The 18,310-nt window shown below is 56.9% G+C and carries 16 protein-coding genes and 1 tRNA gene; 7 read left to right on the forward strand and 10 right to left on the reverse strand.

Annotated elements, in window-relative coordinates; translation table 11 throughout:
- Positions 1–19: 19 nt before the first annotated feature.
- Both ACMGGQ_RS13925 and rsuA read right to left on the reverse strand, forming a co-directional pair.
- The gene (locus ACMGGQ_RS13925; protein ID WP_045334334.1) at positions 20–1,216 is read right to left on the reverse strand and encodes a Bcr/CflA family multidrug efflux MFS transporter; all 1,197 of its coding nucleotides are present in this window, start codon (positions 1,214–1,216) and stop codon (positions 20–22) included.
- Positions 1,217–1,231: 15 nt separating this feature from the next.
- Positions 1,232–1,939, reverse strand: coding sequence for a 16S rRNA pseudouridine(516) synthase RsuA (rsuA, locus tag ACMGGQ_RS13930; RefSeq protein WP_021241522.1), 708 nt, complete (start codon positions 1,937–1,939; stop codon positions 1,232–1,234).
- Between the two features lie 281 nt (positions 1,940–2,220).
- Here rsuA and ACMGGQ_RS13935 point away from each other — a divergent pair, with 281 nt between their 5' ends.
- The gene (locus tag ACMGGQ_RS13935) at positions 2,221–3,981 is read left to right on the forward strand and encodes a DEAD/DEAH box helicase (protein ID WP_048028181.1); all 1,761 of its coding nucleotides are present in this window, start codon (positions 2,221–2,223) and stop codon (positions 3,979–3,981) included.
- Between the two features lie 125 nt (positions 3,982–4,106).
- Entirely contained in the window at positions 4,107–4,391 is a 285-nt protein-coding gene (rplY, locus tag ACMGGQ_RS13940; protein WP_008500956.1) for a 50S ribosomal protein L25, read from the forward strand.
- Between the two features lie 51 nt (positions 4,392–4,442).
- On the opposite strand, the gene yejK is transcribed toward rplY, so the two are convergent.
- Complete coding sequence (gene yejK, locus ACMGGQ_RS13945) at positions 4,443–5,450, reverse strand: nucleoid-associated protein YejK (protein ID WP_008500957.1); 1,008 nt, start codon at positions 5,448–5,450, stop codon at positions 4,443–4,445.
- A gap of 134 nt (positions 5,451–5,584) precedes the next feature.
- Between yejK and ACMGGQ_RS13950 the strand changes: the two genes are divergently transcribed.
- The 3 genes from ACMGGQ_RS13950 (at position 5,585) to ACMGGQ_RS13960 (ending at position 7,741) form a co-directional block, all read left to right on the forward strand.
- Positions 5,585–5,812: a YejL family protein gene (locus ACMGGQ_RS13950; protein WP_008500958.1), complete on the forward strand. Its 228-nt coding sequence runs from the start codon at positions 5,585–5,587 to the stop codon at positions 5,810–5,812.
- A 19-nt stretch (positions 5,813–5,831) separates the two neighbouring features.
- Positions 5,832–7,592 (forward strand): LPS biosynthesis-modulating metalloenzyme YejM, encoded by a 1,761-nt coding sequence (gene yejM / locus ACMGGQ_RS13955; RefSeq protein WP_229226157.1) that lies wholly within the window; start codon positions 5,832–5,834, stop codon positions 7,590–7,592.
- 72 nt (positions 7,593–7,664) lie between these two features.
- A tRNA-Pro gene (locus ACMGGQ_RS13960) sits at positions 7,665–7,741 on the forward strand.
- A gap of 38 nt (positions 7,742–7,779) precedes the next feature.
- On the opposite strand, the gene ACMGGQ_RS13965 is transcribed toward ACMGGQ_RS13960, so the two are convergent.
- On the reverse strand, positions 7,780–8,967 hold the full coding sequence (locus tag ACMGGQ_RS13965) for an MFS transporter (RefSeq protein ID WP_196365112.1): 1,188 nt from the start codon (positions 8,965–8,967) through the stop codon (positions 7,780–7,782).
- Positions 8,968–9,092: 125 nt separating this feature from the next.
- Positions 9,093–9,353: a DUF2534 family protein gene (locus tag ACMGGQ_RS13970; protein ID WP_010433451.1), complete on the reverse strand. Its 261-nt coding sequence runs from the start codon at positions 9,351–9,353 to the stop codon at positions 9,093–9,095.
- 209 nt (positions 9,354–9,562) lie between these two features.
- Between ACMGGQ_RS13970 and eco the strand changes: the two genes are divergently transcribed.
- Complete coding sequence (eco, locus tag ACMGGQ_RS13975) at positions 9,563–10,066, forward strand: serine protease inhibitor ecotin (RefSeq protein WP_420290184.1); 504 nt, start codon at positions 9,563–9,565, stop codon at positions 10,064–10,066.
- 93 nt (positions 10,067–10,159) lie between these two features.
- Here the strand turns inward: eco and mqo are convergent, their stop codons facing one another.
- Entirely contained in the window at positions 10,160–11,809 is a 1,650-nt protein-coding gene (gene mqo, locus ACMGGQ_RS13980; protein WP_048029696.1) for a malate dehydrogenase (quinone), read from the reverse strand.
- 187 nt (positions 11,810–11,996) lie between these two features.
- On the opposite strand from mqo, the gene ACMGGQ_RS13985 reads away from it, so the two are divergent.
- Complete coding sequence (locus tag ACMGGQ_RS13985) at positions 11,997–13,286, forward strand: SulP family inorganic anion transporter (protein WP_420290185.1); 1,290 nt, start codon at positions 11,997–11,999, stop codon at positions 13,284–13,286.
- Here ACMGGQ_RS13985 and mgtE read toward each other — a convergent pair.
- The 4 genes from mgtE to ada all read right to left on the reverse strand — a co-directional run bounded on the left by mgtE (position 13,249) and on the right by ada (position 18,260).
- The gene (mgtE, locus tag ACMGGQ_RS13990; RefSeq protein WP_045414667.1) at positions 13,249–14,685 is read right to left on the reverse strand and encodes a magnesium transporter; all 1,437 of its coding nucleotides are present in this window, start codon (positions 14,683–14,685) and stop codon (positions 13,249–13,251) included. The genes ACMGGQ_RS13985 and mgtE overlap by 38 nt on opposite strands.
- Before the next feature lie 147 nt (positions 14,686–14,832).
- Positions 14,833–16,476 carry a multidrug ABC transporter permease/ATP-binding protein gene (locus ACMGGQ_RS13995; RefSeq protein ID WP_045908765.1) on the reverse strand — a complete coding sequence of 548 codons (1,644 nt, stop codon included), beginning with the start codon at positions 16,474–16,476 and terminating at the stop codon, positions 14,833–14,835.
- Positions 16,477–16,545: 69 nt separating this feature from the next.
- A complete protein-coding gene (gene alkB / locus ACMGGQ_RS14000; protein ID WP_069720456.1) occupies positions 16,546–17,202 on the reverse strand; it encodes a DNA oxidative demethylase AlkB in 657 nt (218 codons plus the stop codon).
- The gene (gene ada, locus ACMGGQ_RS14005; RefSeq protein WP_420290186.1) at positions 17,202–18,260 is read right to left on the reverse strand and encodes a bifunctional DNA-binding transcriptional regulator/O6-methylguanine-DNA methyltransferase Ada; all 1,059 of its coding nucleotides are present in this window, start codon (positions 18,258–18,260) and stop codon (positions 17,202–17,204) included. The genes alkB and ada overlap by 1 nt, the downstream gene beginning before the upstream one ends.
- Positions 18,261–18,310 lie beyond the last annotated feature (50 nt).

The raw sequence follows: 18,310 nt of genomic DNA on the forward strand, positions 1-18,310 counted from the left end.
GCCGGGCCTTCTCTGTGTTTTAGTGGACCGCTTTTCGCGGTCGACTGGCGTAAAGATAGAAGAGTATCGAGCTGGTTGCGCAAAAAGCCATCGCCCACAGCATGGGCCATGCCGTCGTAAAGGTGGCCATCGAAAGCAACGCGCCGACGATAGCGCCGATGCCGAAGCGGAATGTCCCCGCCAGGGAAGATGCGGTTCCTGCCATGTGCGGGAACTCATCCAGGATCACCGCCATCGCATTGGATGACACCATCGACACGCAGCCGACAAAGGCCGCCACGCCAACCACCAGCGCCCAGAAGCCCACGCCCAGAAACGCGCTCACCACCAGCCAGATCGCCATCACAAATTGGATCCACAGCCCGGCGCGGAACATGTTCAGCGCCCCCACCCGTCGGACAAAGCGGCTGTTAATGATGGTCATAATGAACAGGAAGACGATGTTAAGCGCAAAGTAATAGCCGAAGTGCTGCGGCGAAACGTGGTTCAGCTCGATGTAGACAAACGGCCCGGCGCTCAGGAAGGAGAACATTCCGGCGAAGCTGAACCCGCTCGCCAGCATATAGCTGAGCACGCGCTTGTGGCGAAACAGCGAGGCAAAGTTACCAATTGTGGTTCGGATGTGAAACTTCTGGCGGCGCTCGACGGGAAGCGTTTCATCAATAAAGAAGAAGATCATTGCGGAGGCCAGCAGCGCGGCCAGGGCCAGGATCCAGAAAATTACATGCCAGCTGAACCACACCAGCACCGCACCACCGGCCATCGGGGCCACCAGCGGCGCAATCGTCGTCACCAGCATGACAAACGACATCATGCGGGAGAACTCTTCTTTCGGGTAGATATCGCGCATCAGGGCGTTAATCACCACGCTTGCCGCTGCCGCCGCCAGACCGTGGAAGAAACGCATGATAATCAGATGATCGATAGTCTGCGCCAGCGCGCAGGCAACCGCTGCGGCCGCAAAGACCAGCGTCCCGCCCAGAATGACTGGCTTGCGTCCAAGGCTGTCGGCCATCGGGCCATAAAACAGCTGGCCGAGGGCAAAGCCGAGAATATAGGTGCTGAGCGTCATCTGCGCGCTGCCCGCCGGGACGCCAAACTGCGCGGAAATCACCGGCAGCGCGGGCAGGTACATATCAATAGACAGCGGCATCAGCATGGCCAGCAGGCCAAGAATGAAGACGATTTTGAACGACGAGTGTGGCCTGGTGGTCACAGAGTTCTCCTGAAATTAGTGCGAAGGCAGACCGACGCTGGCGATCTCTTCTTCCGTTAACGGGCGATATTCGCCTGGCGCCAGGTCGGGATCGAGTTCAATCGCACCAATCCGTTCGCGATGCAGGCCAACAACGTGGTTCCCCACCGCGGCAAACATACGTTTCACCTGATGATAGCGCCCTTCGCTGATGGTCAGGCGGACCTCGGTCGGGGTGATGACTTCGAGCACCGCCGGTTTGGTCAGATCTTTTTCATTATGCAGCTGAACGCCTTTCGCGAAGTGCTCTGCCGTGTCATCCGACACCGGTGACTCCAGCGTCACGAGATAGGTTTTCTCGCAGTGGTGGCGTGGAGAGGTGATGCGGTGTGACCACTGACCGTCGTCGGTCATCAGCACCAGCCCGGTGGTGTCGATATCGAGTCGACCTGCGGCGTGCAGCTTGTGCGCCACCGGCTCGTCGAGGAAATAGAGCACCGTCGGGTGATCCGGATCGTCCGTTGAGCAGACGTAGCCTTCCGGCTTATTGAGCATGAAGTAGCGCGGACCGTGCTGCTGGGTCAGCGGATTGCCGTCATACTCCACCTGATGGTCAGGTTGCAGTTTGAACGCGCTGTCTCTCACAATGTCGCCATCCACGGTAACGCGGCTGGCGCGAATTTCGCGCCCGGCAATAGCGCGGCTTACGCCGAGTTGCTGAGCGATAAACTTATCAAGTCGCATGAAATCTTTTTAGCCTTAATGGTGCAGGAAGTCGGACAACAGGTCCGAAAAAAGAAGCAGTCTGGAACGGTTCAGTATAATGGTCTGGTTGCGCCACTCAAGGGAAAAAGTTTCGTGGCATACTATCTATACCCTAAATAATTCGAGTTGCATGAAGGCGGCAAAGGAGTGAATCCCCGGGAGCTTACATAAGTAAGTGACCGGGGTGAACGAGTGCAGCCAACGCACAGGCAACTTGAAGTATGACGGGTATATGTGCGGAATAACGAAACCGAGACCCTATGACTTTTACACTTCGTCCCTATCAGCAGGAAGCCGTTGACGCCACCCTCGCCTGGTTCCGCAAACATCGCGAGCCGGCGGCGATTGTGCTCCCGACCGGTGCAGGCAAAAGCCTGGTCATTGCCGAATTGGCGCGTCTGGCCCGCGGCCGCGTGCTTGTGCTGGCGCACGTTAAAGAGCTCGTCGCGCAAAACCATGCCAAGTATTGTGCGCTTGGACTGGAAGCCGACATTTTCGCCGCCGGGCTAAAGCGTAAAGAGAGCCACGGCAAAGTGGTGTTTGGCAGCGTGCAGTCGGTGGCCCGCAATCTGGATCTGTTTCGCAGCGAATTTTCGCTGCTGATTGTCGACGAATGTCACCGCATCAGCGATGACGACGACAGCCAGTATCAGCAAATCCTGTGCCACCTGAAAGAGGTGAACCCTCACCTGCGCCTGCTGGGCCTGACGGCGACCCCGTTTCGTCTGGGGAAAGGCTGGATCTATCGTTACCATTATCACGGCATGGTGCGCGGCGATGACAAGGCCCTGTTTAGCGACTGCATCTACGAGCTTCCGCTTCGCTACATGATTAAACATGGCTACCTGACGCCGCCTGAACGGCTGGATATGCCGGTGGTGCAGTACGACTTCAGCCGCCTGCAGGCGCAGAGCAACGGGTTATTCAGCGAAGCGGATCTTAACCAGGAGCTGAAAAAGCAAAAGCGCATCACGCCGCATATCATCAGCCAGATTGAGGAGTTCGCCGCGACGCGCAAAGGGGTGATGATCTTTGCCGCCACCGTTGAGCACGCACGCGAAATCACCGGGTTACTGCCCCCCGGCGACGCGGCGCTCATCACCGGCGAGACGCCCGGCCCGGAGCGCGACAGCCTGATTGAGGCCTTTAAAGCCCAGCAGTTCCGCTATCTGGTTAACGTGTCGGTGTTGACCACCGGCTTTGACGCCCCACACGTCGACCTGATCGCTATTTTGCGTCCAACCGAATCGGTCAGTCTGTATCAGCAAATTGTTGGCCGCGGCCTGCGTCTGGCGCCGGGGAAAACCGACTGCCTGATTCTGGATTATGCCGGTAACCCGCACGATCTCTATACGCCTGAGGTCGGCGCGCCAAAAGGGAAAAGTGACAACGTGCCCGTGCAGGTCTTTTGCCCTGCCTGCGGGTTTGCCAACACCTTCTGGGGCAAAACCACCGCCGACGGCACGCTGATCGAACATTTTGGCCGCCGCTGTCAGGGCTGGTTTGAAGATGATGACGGGCATCGCGAGCAGTGCGATTTTCGTTTCCGCTTTAAAAACTGCCCGCAGTGCAACGCCGAAAATGACATTGCCGCTCGCCGCTGTCGGGAGTGCGACACGGTGCTGGTTGACCCGGACGACATGCTGAAAGCGGCATTAAAGCTGAAAGATGCGCTGGTGCTGCGCTGTTCCGGCATGGCGTTGCAGCCCGGCGCCGATGAAAAAGGCGAATGGCTGAAAATCACCTATTACGATGAAGACGGGGCGGACGTCAGCGAGCGCTTCCGGCTTCAGACGCCTGCCCAGCGAACGGCCTTCGAACAGCTGTTTATCCGCCCGCACACCCGCACTCCGGGCGTGCCCCTGCGCTGGATCACCGTGGCCGATATCGTGCGCCAGCAGGTGCTATTGCGCCATCCGGATTTTGTGGTCGCCCGCAAAAAAGGCCAGTTCTGGCAGGTGCGCGAAAAACTCTTTGACTACGAAGGTCGCTTCCGTCGCGCCAACGAATTGCGCGGGTAGCGGGACTTTTCATTGATGTGAGGGGCATTTGAGTATAAAATGCCGCCCGCTTCACATCCGTGAGGCAGAACACTCACCTGCTGCTGGGTCGCCTGTAGTAGGGTTTTAAATACAGAGAGAAATCAATGTTTACTATCGAAGCAGAAGTACGTAACGTGCAGGGTAAGGGTGCGAGCCGCCGCCTGCGTACCGCTAACAAGTTCCCGGCTATCGTTTACGGTGGCGAAGCTGCTCCAGTTGCAATCGAACTGGATCACGACAAACTGTGGAACCTGCAGACCAAAGCTGAATTCTACAGCGAAGTTCTGACCATCGTTGTTGGCGGTAAAGAAGAAAAAGTGAAAGTTCAGGCTGTTCAGCGTCACGCGTTCAAGCCAAAACTGACTCACATCGACTTCGTTCGCGCGTAATCGCAAACCTGTCGAAAAAAAACCCCGCTTCTGCGGGGTTTTTTGTGCCTGCTATTTACCGCCCGAGGTGCGGCGCTGAAGCTGATCGCGCAAATTCGGCGGCGTCCCCTTAATGGTCAGCGTATCGGTAGCCGGGTCCCAGAAGATACGTTCCCCCAGCAGCATCGCATCAAAGTTGATGGTTAACCCGCCGCCGCTGCCGGCAAACTTGGTTAACTGACGCAGCGTGCTGCGATCCGCCGGGAAGCTCTCTTCAAGCTCATAGCCCTTTTCTGCGGTAAATTCCTGGAAGCTGACTTCGCTGACGCCCGCCAACTCTTTTGACAGCGACTCCAGCTCAATCTCTTCCCCAGCCTGCAGCTGTTCGTTGCAGTAGCTGTAAACCTGCTGGCGCACCGTCTGGCGCTCAGATTTATCAAGCTGCGCTTCGGCTGTGAAATCGTCCACCGCCTGGAGCAGCCCTTTGTTCTGCGCTTTGGCGTTAAGCCCTTCACTGGCACCGAGGAAGTCCATGAAGAAATCCGCCACTTTGCGACCCACGCGTCCCTTAAGGAAAGTCAGGTAGCGGGTCGATTCCGGGTTGGTTTCCCACTCGGTCAAATCAATACGCGCCACGATATCCGCATGGTTAATATCCAGATAATGCGTCGAGCTGATATCCAGCTGCTCGTTCACGCGCATGCTGCTTAAGTTATTCAGCACGGTAACCAGCAGATACTCGACCGCCAGGTAGCGGTAGTGGCAGAACAGCACGATCCCACCGTCGGCGAACGGATATTTCGCCAGCTCGTCGCGCAGACGCCCGGTTGCCGCACGGCTAAACGCCAGGAAATCCTCTTCACCCTGGCGCTGCAGGCGCAGGCTATCGGCCAGTTCACTCTCTTCGCTGAACAGCCCATAGGCTTTATTTTTGGCGCTGTAGACACGATGCAGCTCTGCCATCATCTCCACAACGGTCGCCGTAGGTTCCAGTAACGAATCGCGTAGCACCACTTCAAGGGTTTGCTCATCGCGCTTGATAAGCTGGTGCAAGGCAATCTGGTTGATTTCCAGACTCATGATAAACTCTCCTTTTAGACCGGGCGGTATTCAACCACCACCAGGACATGTGTGCAACAACAGATAAAAAAGGGGAAAAAAAGCTGTTGCTACGGTAATATGTTGCCCTTTCATCAACAAACTGATTTTGATTTATGCCACAACATTCCCGCTACAGTGATGAACACGTTGAACAACTGCTCAGTGAGCTGGTCAACGTACTGGAAAAACATAAAACGCCGACCGATCTCTCCCTGATGGTTTTGGGAAATATGGTCACCAACCTGATTAACACCAGCGTTGCTCCGGCTCAGCGTCAGGCGATCGCAAAATCTTTCGCCCAGGCTTTACAGTCGTCCGTCAGCAACGACCCGGCCCATTAAGGGATACGAACAACAGTTTATGGTGACGAATCGTCAGCGCTACCGTGAAAAAGTCTCCCAGATGGTCAGCTGGGGGCACTGGTTTGCCCTGTTCAACATTCTGTTGGCGACGGTCATTGGCTGTCGTTATCTGTTTGTCGCAGACTGGCCAACAACGCTCACCGGGCGTATCTACTCTTGGATAAGCGTTGTCGGTCACTTTAGCTTTTTGGTTTTCGCCACCTATCTGCTGATCCTGTTCCCCTTGACGTTTATCGTCATGTCGCAGCGTCTGATGCGATTCTTGTCCGCCATCCTTGCGACGGTGGGGATGACGCTGCTGCTTATCGACAGTGAAGTGTTCACCCGCTTCCACCTGCATCTCAACCCCATCGTCTGGGAACTGGTGATTAACCCCGACCAGAACGAAACGGCCCGTGACTGGCAGCTGATGTTTATCAGCGTCCCGGTGATCCTGTTGATTGAGATGCTGTTTGCCACCTGGAGCTGGCAAAAACTGCGCAGCCTGACCCGCCGACGCCACTACGCGAAGCCCGTCGCCGCGCTCTTCTTCGTCTCCTTTATCAGTTCGCACATCATGTATATCTGGGCGGATGCGAACTTCTATCGCCCGATTACCATGCAGCGCGCGAACCTGCCGCTCTCGTACCCGATGACGGCACGTCGCTTCCTCGAAAAACATGGCCTGCTTGATGCGCAGGAGTACCAGCGACGTCTTATCGAGCAGGGTAACCCGGAAGCCGTCAGCGTGCAGTATCCGCTGAGCGACCTGCGCTATCGCGATATGGGCCGCGGGCAAAACGTCCTGCTGATCACCGTCGATGGCCTGAACTATTCCCGTTACGAGAAGCAGATGCCTGCGCTGGCCAATTTCGCGAGTCAAAATGTCACGTTTACTCAGCATATGAGCTCCGGTAACACAACCGACGCGGGCATCTTTGGCCTCTTCTATGGCATTTCAGCCGGATACATGGACGGCGTACTCTCTACCCGCACACCTGCGGCGCTGATCACCGGGCTGAATCAGCAGGGCTATCAGTTAGGGTTGTTCTCATCCGATGGCTTTAACAGCCCGCTCTACCGCCAGGCGCTGCTGTCTGATTTCTCACTGCCAGCGGCACAAAATCAGTCCGATGCGCAGACCGCCAGCCAATGGATAAACTGGCTCCAGCGCTATGCTCAGGAAGATAACCGCTGGTTCTCATGGGTCTCCTTTAACGGCACTACGCTTGCTAATAGCAATAAGAGTGATTTCGCGCGCCGCTACGGCCGCGCGGCGGGTGATGTTGATGCGCAGATTGGCCGCGTGCTTGACGCGCTACGTGAGTCCGGCAAGCTGGATAACACCGTGGTGATCGTGACCGCAGGCCATGGCGTCCCGTTAGGTGACGAGACGAAGAGCATGAGCTGGTCACGCCCGAACCTGCAGGTTCCGCTGGTCATCCACTGGCCGGGTACGCCGGCGCAGCGCATCAATATGCTTACCGAGCATAAAGATGTGATGACCACCCTGATGCAACGCCTGCTACACGTCAGCACGCCAGCCAACGAGTATTCTCAGGGGCAGGATCTCTTCAGCGCCGCGCGCCGCCATAACTGGGTCACGGCTGCGGGGAATAATACGCTGGTGGTGACCACGCCGAAGCTGACGCTGGTGCTGAACAACAATGGGAATTATCAGACGTATAACCTGCAGGGTGAACGGCTTAAAGACCAGAAACCGCAGCTGAGCCTGCTGCTGCAGGTCCTGACGGATGAGAAGCGCTTCGTCGCTAACTGATTAATAATAAACCAGTTAGCGACGGATTCCCTTGCATTCGAAACGGAATCGAGTAGTATTCTTTCTATGCGTCGGCACGTAGCGCAGCCTGGTAGCGCACCGTCATGGGGTGTCGGGGGTCGGAGGTTCAAATCCTCTCGTGCCGACCAAAAACACATTGAAAACCAGCCTCTTATGGCTGGTTTTTTTATTTCGCCTCGTCCGGCGTTTTGCGCAGGTACACCAGCGTGACCAGGCAAATCACCGCTCCGGCATAGAACGTATATTCTGCGCCAAACGTTTCCCAGATGACCCCGGCGCCCAGGCTGGCGACTAACAATCCCACGCCGCTGACCAGACTAAAAATGCCGTAGGCGGTACCGCGCAGATCCGCAGGCGCGGTTTTCGCAATCATTGCCGCCAGCAGCCCCTGCGTCATCCCCATATGCACTCCCCAAAGCGCAACGCCCAGAAGCATTCCAGCCCAGTGGGTGCTCAGCGCCAGCACAACATCTGCCCCAATCAGCATCACCAGCCCCCACTGCAGTAATCGGGTGTGGCTCATCCCGTCCGATAACTTGCCAAACGGATAGGCAGAGAGGAAATAGAGCAGATTCATGGCCACCATCACCAGCGGGATCACCGCCAGCGGCACCCCCGACTGCTGTGCGCGCAGCACAAGAAAGGCTTCACTGAAACGTGCGAGCGTGAAGATGGCCCCCAGGCCAATGACCCACCAGCAGCCTTTCCCGAGACGCCTGAGGTTCTCTTTTTTGATGGGGTTCGTGCGTTTATGTTCGACGGGCGTTTTCGGCTCATGCAGGCCGAAGAAAAGCAGCGCCACGGCGAGCACGCCGGGGATCACCGCGATCCAGAAAATCGTGCGGAAATCATCGTTCCACAGCAGCATTAATCCTACGGCCAGCAGCGGCCCGAGAAATGCACCGACGGTGTCCATCGACTGACGCAGCCCAAAGGCCGCGCCGCGAAGTTCCGGCGGCGTAACGTCAGCAACCAGCGCATCGCGCGGCGCTCCCCGTATCCCCTTCCCGACCCGGTCGATTAAGCGCGCCCCAAGGATCATGCCGGAAGAAGAGGCGATAGCGAACAACGGTTTACTCAATGCGCCAAGACCGTAGCCCAGAACCGCCAGTCCTTTACGCTTGCCCAGATAGTCACTGATGGCGCCGGAAAACACCTTGATAAACAGCGCCGTAGCCTCAGCCAGACCTTCAATCAAACCAATGAAAATAACGCTGGCGCCCAGCGTCGTCACCATAAACAGCGGCAGCAGGCTGTGAATAATCTCCGAGGAGATATCCATTAACATACTGACGCCACCCACCACCCAGACTCCTTTCGGGATCCGGCTGAGCGTTGCAAACCGGGATAACATTGCGCATCTCCTGCTTCATGTTGAACTGTCTTGTTCGAAACAGAATATCCTGGAAATGCGAATATAAATTATTAGACATAAAAAAAGCCACCCCGCAGGATGGCTTCGATATCGCAAATCGGCGTCTAGTGTTTATCACGTCCGCCCAGGAAGAAAATGCCCAGCGGGATGGCCAGCAGAACGGTGAACACCAGGCTGTAGACAAAGATCATCGCCGATTGCAGGACATACATGCTGGTTGTCCAGGCAGAGAGAGGAATATTGTACTGTTCGATGACGCCAACAATGGTGGCCCGCCCCACGCATGCGGCAGCAATCATAAACACAACCAGCAGCGCCAGGAGGAACTTGCGGCCTTCAGGCGTTTTCAGTTTTGCACGAACCATCTCTCTTCCCTTTTACAGATGAATAACATTATAGAGGGTCTAAAATAACACAAACGCCTGCCGGACTCCACGTCAGGACAAATCTCTACTTAAATGGCAAATCTGTGGTTTATTACGCTATTCATATTGAAAATGTAAGTAAATAACACCAATCATTCATAGTTGATATGTTAACCTGTGCAGGATCGTTTTGACATAAAGGAATGACAATGAAAAACGCACCTAAATTTGCCATCGCACTCATCGCCGCCGCGTGTGTCAGCACCAGTGCTTTCGCCAGCGAAACCCCTAAAAAGCAGCCGCTGGAAAAAGTCGCCCCGTATCCGAAAGCGGATAAAGGGATGAAGCGTCAGGTGATCCAGCTGCCGGCACAGCAGGATGAAGCGAATTTCAAAGTAGAGCTGTTAATTGGCAAGACGCTGGAAGTGGATTGCAACCAGCATCGCCTGGGTGGTCAGCTGGAAAGCAAAACGCTGGAAGGCTGGGGTTACGACTACTACGTCTTTGATAAAGTGACCTCGCCGGTCTCCACCATGATGGCCTGCCCGGATGGCAAGAAAGAGAAGAAATTTGTGACAGCGTATCTGGGCGACAATAGCCTGCTGCGCTACAACAGCAAGTTGCCGATCGTGGTTTATACGCCTGAAAACGTCGAAGTGAAGTATCGCGTGTGGAAGGCTGAAGAGAAGATTGAGCAGGCTGTCGTACGTTGAAATTAAGTCGGGTGGCGGCTTCGCCTTACCCGACCTACAAAACAACACCGAACATAGGCCGGGTAGGCGTCAGCGCCACCCGGCTTTTTTACCTTACAGCGCGATATCCGCAACCGGTTTGTTTTCCGGCTGAGGCTTCAGCTCCGCTTTTGGCGCAGCATCCGCAGCCTGCGGTTTGATGTACTGCAGCTGCAGTACGCGGCTGGTGTATTCCAGCTCCTGCTCCGTCGCGCTCACGTTACCGTTCAGCTTCGTGCCGTAGGATGGAATAATGGTCTTCAGCTTCGCCTGCCATTCCGGACTGGCGACTTTATCTTTAAACACTTTTTCCATCAGGTGCAGCATGATTGGCGCAGCGGTAGACGCACCCGGTGACGCACCCAGCAGCGCGGCGATGGTGCCATCCTTATCGCTTACCACTTCGGTGCCCAGACGCAGCACGCCGCCCTCTTTCGGATCGCGCTTGATGATCTGTACGCGCTGACCCGCCTGCCACAGGCGCCAGTCTTCTTTCTTCGCCTGCGGATAGTACTCTTTCAGCGCCTCGAAACGGTCGTCGTCAGAGAGCATCACCTGGCTAATCAGGTATTTCACCAGATCGAAGTTATCCAGCCCCACGTCCATCATCGGCTTGACGTTAGAGGTGGTGGTTGCGCTCAGCAGATCCCACAGGGAGCCGTTTTTCAGGAACTTCGTGGAGAAGGTCGCGAACGGTCCAAACAGCACCACGCGTTTGCCGTCAAGCATACGAGTGTCGATGTGCGGAACAGACATTGGCGGCGCGCCCACGGAAGCCTGACCGTACACTTTTGCCAGATGACGGTTCACCACTTCCGGGTTATCGGACACCAGGAACTGACCGCCGACCGGGAAGCCCGCGTAGTCGTCCGCTTCCGGAATGCCGGACTCCTGCAGCAGCTTCAGCGCCGCGCCGCCCGCACCGATAAAGACAAACTTCGCCCTGATGACGTGTTCAGCTTCATTGTTTTTCAGATCGGCAACGGTCACGCTCCAGCTGTTATCCGCGTTGCGCTTGAAACCGCGCACTTCGGTGCTGAGCTGCAGGTTGAAGTTCTCTTTTTTCTTCAGAGACGTCACCAGCTGACGGGTAATTTCACCATAGTTGACGTCGGTACCAATTTCGGTACGGGTCGCCGCCACTTTCTGGTTCGGGTCACGACCTTCCATGACCAGCGGAGCCCACTCTTTAATCTGCGCGTGATCTTCAGAGTATTTCATCCCGCGGAACAGCGTGCTCTGCTGCAGTGCGGCGTAGCGCGCGCGCAGGAAGTTGACGTTCTGCTCGCCCCACACAAAGCTCATGTGCGGTACGGTATTGATAAAGGAGTGCGGGTCGTGCAGCACGCCGCTGTTGACCTGGTGAGACCAGAACTGGCGAGAAACCTGGAACGCCTCGTTGATCTCTACCGCTTTCTCGATACTAATGGAACCGTCCTTTTTCTGCGGCGTATAGTTCAGTTCCATGAGTGCCGAATGGCCGGTACCGGCGTTGTTCCAGCCGTTCGAACTCTCCTGCGCCACGCCATCAAGGCGCTCGACCATGGTCATTGACCAGTCCGGCTGCAGTTCTTGCAGATAGGTTCCCAGCGTGGCGCTCATGATACCGCCACCGATTAAAAGGACGTCCGTTTCCTGCTCTTTTGGTGCGTCAGCTTTCGCCGCCATGGAGACGGTGTTAAGCCCCACGGCCAGAGAAAAGAGCATGGCAGTCATTTTTTTCATAATTTATGCCTTAGTGTAAAAGTGCTTGATGCGTGGAAATTGCAGGTGAAAAAAGCTGCGGGGGCACGGTAACAACTTTTAAATATTGTTTAAAGGTTACGAAATTATTGTAATTGTGAAATTTAATGATGGATTGTTTGTGAGGAATTATCGAAGCGTCTGGTAAAGGGCGGTTTAACGGGCTAGTATGTTGCGTTTTGTGATCGCGCGCACGGAAGCCTGCCCTAACCAGCGAAACGTTATGTCCCTACCCCATTCTCCTTTATCTCCCGAAAACCGTGTCGCCAGCGTGCTGCGTTCCCCTAAGCAGCTGACGCGTGAAACGCTGGCGGGCGTGATTACCGCCCTGGCGCTGATCCCCGAGGTCATCTCATTTTCCGTGGTGGCGGGCGTTGACCCGAAGGTCAGCCTGATCGCTTCCGTGGTGCTCTGTCTCGCCCTGTCTGTACTGGGCGGTCGCCCGGCGATGGTCACGGCCGCGGCCGGTTCCGTGGCGCTGGTTATTGGGCCCATGGTGCATCAGCACGGCGTACAGTACATTCTTCCCGCCGTGCTCATGGCTGGCGTGATTCAGATTCTGTTTGGCGTGCTGGGCATGGCAAGGCTGATGCGCTTTATTCCCCAGTCGGTCATGACCGGGTTTGTTAACGCCCTCGGGATATTGATTTTCTTTGCGCAGGTTCCCCATTTCTGGAGCCGAAGCCCGCTGATTGTGGGCCTGTTCGTGCTGACGATACTGATCGTGCTGTGGGTGCCGCGCTATATCAAAAGCATCCCTTCCCCACTGATTGCGATTGTGCTGTTAACCTTGTTTACCGTTTCAACCGGGCAAAGCCTGCCGACCGTGGGCGATGAAGGCGCCATGAGCGGCGGCTTGCCGGGTCTTAGTGAACTTCTGGTCCCTCTCAATCTACAGACGCTGAGCATAATCTGGCCGTGCGCGTTGAGCATCGCGTTTGTCGGCCTGCTGGAATCCCTGCTGACCGCAAAGCTGGTGGATGAGCTGACCGCGACACCGTCAAGTAAACGCCGCGAAAGCATTGGATTAGGCGTCGGCAATATCCTGGCCGGATTTTACGGTGGTATTGCGGGCTGCGCGATGATCGGACAAACCATTGTTAACGTGGAGATGGGGAAAGGCCGAAGCCGCATTTCAACCTTCGCTGCGGGCATCGTGCTGCTGATCCTGGTGACGGCGCTCAGCGACGTGATGGCCAACATCCCGATGGCGGTGCTGGCGGGCATTATGGCGATTGTCGCCGTCAAAACCTTCAGCTGGCACAGCCTTCAGCCCGCCACGCTGAAAACGGCTCCGATTGCAGAAACGGTCGTCATGCTGGTGACCGTTGCCGCCACGGTATCAACCGGCAATCTGGCGATTGGCGTGCTGGGCGGGATTATCGTCATGGTGCTGCTTCCCGCCCGCATTAAGTGTCGGCTTAAAGCAGAAAAATCGTCGCCAGCCCAAGAAAAATAAAGAAACCGCCGGTATCGGTGATGGCGGTGATCATCACGCTCGACCCCACCGCGGGGTCGCGTCCCAGTTTGGTCATGGTCAACGGGATAATAACGCCCATCATCGATGCCACCAGCAGATTCAGCACCATCGCCAGCATCATCACTCCACCCAGCGCCATATCGTCATACAACCACCAGGTGATGCCCCCCATAATGCCGCCCCAGACCAGGCCGTTGATCAACGCCACACCCATCTCTCTGAAGATCAGAAAGGCGAAGTTGCCGGGCTGAATATTCTCCAGCGCCAGCGCGCGAACAATCATCGTGATAGTCTGATTGCCGGTATTACCGCCAATCCCGGCCACAATCGGCATCAGCGAGGCCAGCGCCACCAGCTGCGAAATGGTGTGTTCGAAACCGTCAATTACGCGGGAGGCGATAAACGCGGTACACAGGTTAATGGCCAGCCACGCCCAGCGCGTTTTCACCGCCTTGCCGACGGAGGCATGGACGTCATCTCCCGCACTGATCCCCCCCAGCGCACGCAGGTCGTTGTCGGTTTCTTCATAAACGACGTCAACGATCTCGTCGATGGTCAGACGCCCCATCAGTTTGCCGACGGAGTCCACGACGGCGGCACTCACGAGGTCGTCACGTTCGAAGGTACGCGCCGCTTTCTCCGCATCGTCCTCCGGGGAGAAGACCATCGGCTCGTTTTCCATCACCTCGCTCACCTTCCGCTGGGTGCTGTTGAGCAGGATGGTTTTCAGCTCCAGCTCGCCGAGCAGAGTTTTATCCCGGGAGGTAACAAACAGCTTATCGGTGTTATCCGGCATTTTGCCCAGGCGACGCAGATAGCGCTGCACGGTGCCGAGCGTCACGTCCGGGCGCACCGTGATAACGCCGAACTCCATGATCGCGCCGACGCTGTTTTTCTCGTAGTGCATCACCTGACGCACGCGCGCGCGTTCATCGGCAGGCAGTGACGCCAGCAGACGGCCGGTCAGGTTTCGCGGCAGATGCTGAACCAGGTAAATCTGTTCGTCGATATCCAGGGTTTGCAGAGCGTCGAGAATATCCCGGTCGCTCATCTCATCGATCAGGTCGTCCCAGACGTTTTCGGAGGCCTCAAGCAGCACCTGTCCGCGCTCGTGATCCTGCACCAGCCGCCACAGGGCGTGACGTTCTTCCGAGGGAAGCGCTTCCAGGGTATCCGCCAGATCCGGCGGGGGTAAGTGAGCAACCAGCGCACCTACCTCAGCAATATCGTCGGCTAAAGTGCCGACATCATATTGCTCAGCCAGGGTCAGTTTGCCTAATAGCGTAGAGGTGACCGCTTTATCGGTCGTGAGAAGCCAGATCAGTCGCGCACGTTCCTGGTCACGCTGTCTGGCGCTGTTTTTCTTTAATACCGACATCAATCATAAATCCATGAAATAAGTTGGTATTAAGCATAGCGCGAGGATATGTAAATAAGAATAAACAACGGGGCGGGATGGAGAAAAAAGCAGCATTACGGCCACGATTATCCCCTCTCCCTGTGGGAGAGGGTTAGGGTGAGGGCATCAGGCCGTGCGCGCCACCGCGTCACGCGAGGCTGCATCGCGCTCTTCACCGGTCAGCTCGCTCAGCCTGCCGTCGCGCATCTCCAGCAGACGGTCGGCATGAATAAAGTAATGATCGTCGTGGCTGATGGCGAAAATGGTTTTACCCATCTGCTGCATCAGCGGCAGCAGCACCTGATAAAACTCGCGGCGGAAGTGCGGGTCCTGATCCGCCGCCCACTCATCCAGCAGAATGATGTCACGCTCTTCCGCCAGCGCCAGCAGCAGCGCCACGCGCTTTTTCTGCCCTTTGGAAAGCTTCAGATTGAGAATTTTACCGTCCTGAAGTTCCAGCTTGTGGGACATCTGCAGCTGCGCCAGCCATTTTTCCACCAGCGCCGGATTGGCCTGCTGCCCTTCCGGGCCCAGCAGTTGCTCAAACAGCCAGACGTCGGTGAACACCGCCGAGAAAAGCTTGCGGTAATCCTCGGGCTTCTCCGCGCTCAGCGCTCTGCCATCCAGTAAAATCTCGCCCGACTGCGGCTGATAAAGCCCGGTGAGCAGCATCGCCAGCGTCGATTTACCGCTGCCGTTGCCGCCAATCAGGAACAGCAGCTCGCCGCGGCGGATCGTCAGGTTGACCGGCCCCACGGAGAAGGCGCTGTCCTGATAGCGGAACGTGACGTTACGCAGCTCCAGCGTCTGCCAGTCAGGGAAGGCCTGCGGGCGCGGGAATTCGGCTTTAAACGGCGCGAGATCGAATTTGTTGAGCTTATTAAAGGCCACCTGCGCACTCAGTAAGGTGGGCAACGCGCCGACCGCCGAGAGCAGCGGCGTGCGCAAAAACAGCAGTGTCAGCGAGTAGGTTGCCGCGACGTTGGTGTCCGCCCAGCCCAGGCTGTTCGCCATCCAGAATACCAGGCCAATGGCACCCAGCATCATAATGTTTGACCAGTTCACCGCGCTCAGGTGGAAGGTATCAGCGCGAATGATGTGATGCCGGTACTCGCGTGCGTCCGGAATATAGAGATGGTTAAAGATATACTCAGCGCGCTCGCGGTTCAGGGTGAGTTCTTTGCGCCCTTCCAGTACCGTCTGGTAGTCGTTATAGAGCTTATCTTCGGTTTCGCGCAGCACCGCCATGTGTTTATAGACGCGTGACACCAGGACAAAACCGCCCCAGATGGTAATGGCGATCCACAGCGCAGTCACCGCCAGCATTTTGCTGGAGAGCCAGGCGAGATAGGCCGCCGAGCCAAAGGTCAGAATGATCCCCTGCACCAGCTCTGGCAGACGAACGAACGCGATGGTAATGGCGCGTACGTCGCTGGTCAGCCCCGCCAGCAGGGAGGCGCTGCCGAGCTGCTCAACGCGTTCGACCTGGGTGTCCAGGATCCGCTTGATAAACTCACTGCGCAAACGAAAAACGAAATGGTGGCCGAGCGCGGTCAGCGCCAGCTGGGAGCCGAGCGTAACCGCCATCAGCAGCAGCAGCAGGCCAAGAAACTCCGGCAATACGGAGAGCGAGGTGTCGACCATTTCAATCAACCGAACGTTAATAAACGCGATCAGGCCAATACCCAGTGCGGCGCTGGCCAGGCTTAACGCCATAACGGCGATGAAGGGCCAGCGGTACTGACGCCAGACGAGGAGAAGTAGTTGCATGCAGGCAATCCGGACAATAAAAATCAGCGAGCAGTGTAAACTGCCCTGCGCGGACATCAAGAATAATTCTTATTTTAGTTTACGCATCCCAGCCTGACGGAAGGTCAGATTAAAGCGGTACTCCCCCGTGAGGGGGTGGACGCCGGGTTTCAGCGGCTGAATGCCGTGATAATAAAGCCGCGATTCCCTGCCCCACACCACCACATCGCCATGTTCCAGCATAATGCGTTTGAGCGGATCGTTGCGGCGTAATCCCCCAAACTGAAAGACGGCAGGCAGGCCTAACGATACCGAAACGATAGGCGCGCGCAGATCGGGCTCATCCTTGTCCTGATGCAGCGAGAGCTTCGCACCGACGGCGTAGCGGTTAATCAGACAGGCATCAGGACGAAAATCCGGATAATCCGCCGCCACGGCAGCCTCGTGACAAAGTGCCTGAAAAACCTCAGGCATGGGAGGCCACGGCCGGTCGGTCGTGGGATCGTTTGGAGCATACACATACCCACGTTCGTTTGTCGCCCAGCCCAGTTCGCCGCAGTTGGCCATGGCCACCGACATGGTGTAGCCGCCCGGCGTCACCATATGGCGAAACGGTGAAACCGCCGTGACCTCTTCAATACCGGCAAGCAACGCCGCCGCACGGGAGAGAGCAAAGCGGCGCAGGATCACCGCCCCTGGCGCAAGCGGTTCCTGCCAGGGTTCAGCATCCGCAAAAAGATCGAGCATTATTCCTCCCGGCGTTTCGCCTCACGTTTCAGTAATAGCGCTTTTCGCGCCGTCCCCCAGCGATAGCCCGACAGCGCACCGTCGTTGCGAACCACCCGATGACAGGGGATCACAATTGCCAGCGTGTTTGCCGCACAGGCGCCTGCTACGGCGCGTACCGCACCGGGTTGGCCAATCGCCTGCGCCACCTGCTGGTAGCTTGCCGTTTCGCCGCAGGGAATAGTGCGAAGGGCCTGCCAGACGCGCTGCTGGAACGCGGTACCGCGAATATCCAGCGGCAGCGCAAGCGGTACGTCGCGGTTATCAATACTGGCAATGACCTGGTGGATCCGCTGCACAAAGGCGTCGTCCAGCGGCGCGTGCGTAGCTTTTGGAAATTGCGTGGCAAGCTCTGCGGTGACTTCCGCATCGGTGTCACCCAGCAGAATCGCGCAGATCCCCCGCTCGCTTTCGGCAACCAGACAGCGTCCTAACGAACAGTCATGGATGGCATACCGCACGGCCACCTCTCCTTTACGGTACTGCTTCGCCGTCATGCCCAACGCATCGTTGGCTTTACGATAATAGCTGCTGCTGTCGGGAAACCCCGCCGCCAGCACGGCATCGGTAATTTTGTCTCCCTGCGTAAGCGCGGTGCGCAGACGCTGACCCCGCGCCGCCTGCTGCCAGGCTTTGGGCGTCATGCCGGTTACCGACTTAAACAGGCGGTGGAAATGGAAAGGACTCATGGCAACCTGCTCCGCCAGTCTCTCCAGGGTTAACGCGGGATCCTGCTCCAGAAGCCGGCAGGCATGTTCTACTTTTGCCAGCTTCTGCGCCTGCGGATCGCGTTTGTCCGGCATGCAGCGCTTGCACGGACGAAAGCCTGCCTGAGTGGCGTGCCGGGCATCAGGATAAAAACGGACATTTTTACGCAGCGCGTGGCGGGCACGGCATGACGGGCGGCAGAAAATACCCGTCGTCTGCACGGCGAAGACAAACTGATCGTCAGCGAGCGGATCGCGGGCCAGCACGGCCTGCCAGCGATCCTCATCGGTCATTAAGGTTGGGTTTTTCATGATCGGCTCCTCGTATAAGCATACATAGAGCGTGCCTGAGCGCCACCGAT

Origin of the sequence: Enterobacter sp. BNK-13, from assembly GCF_048685015.1 — a bacterium.
Lineage (GTDB): Bacteria > Pseudomonadota > Gammaproteobacteria > Enterobacterales > Enterobacteriaceae > Enterobacter > Enterobacter quasiroggenkampii.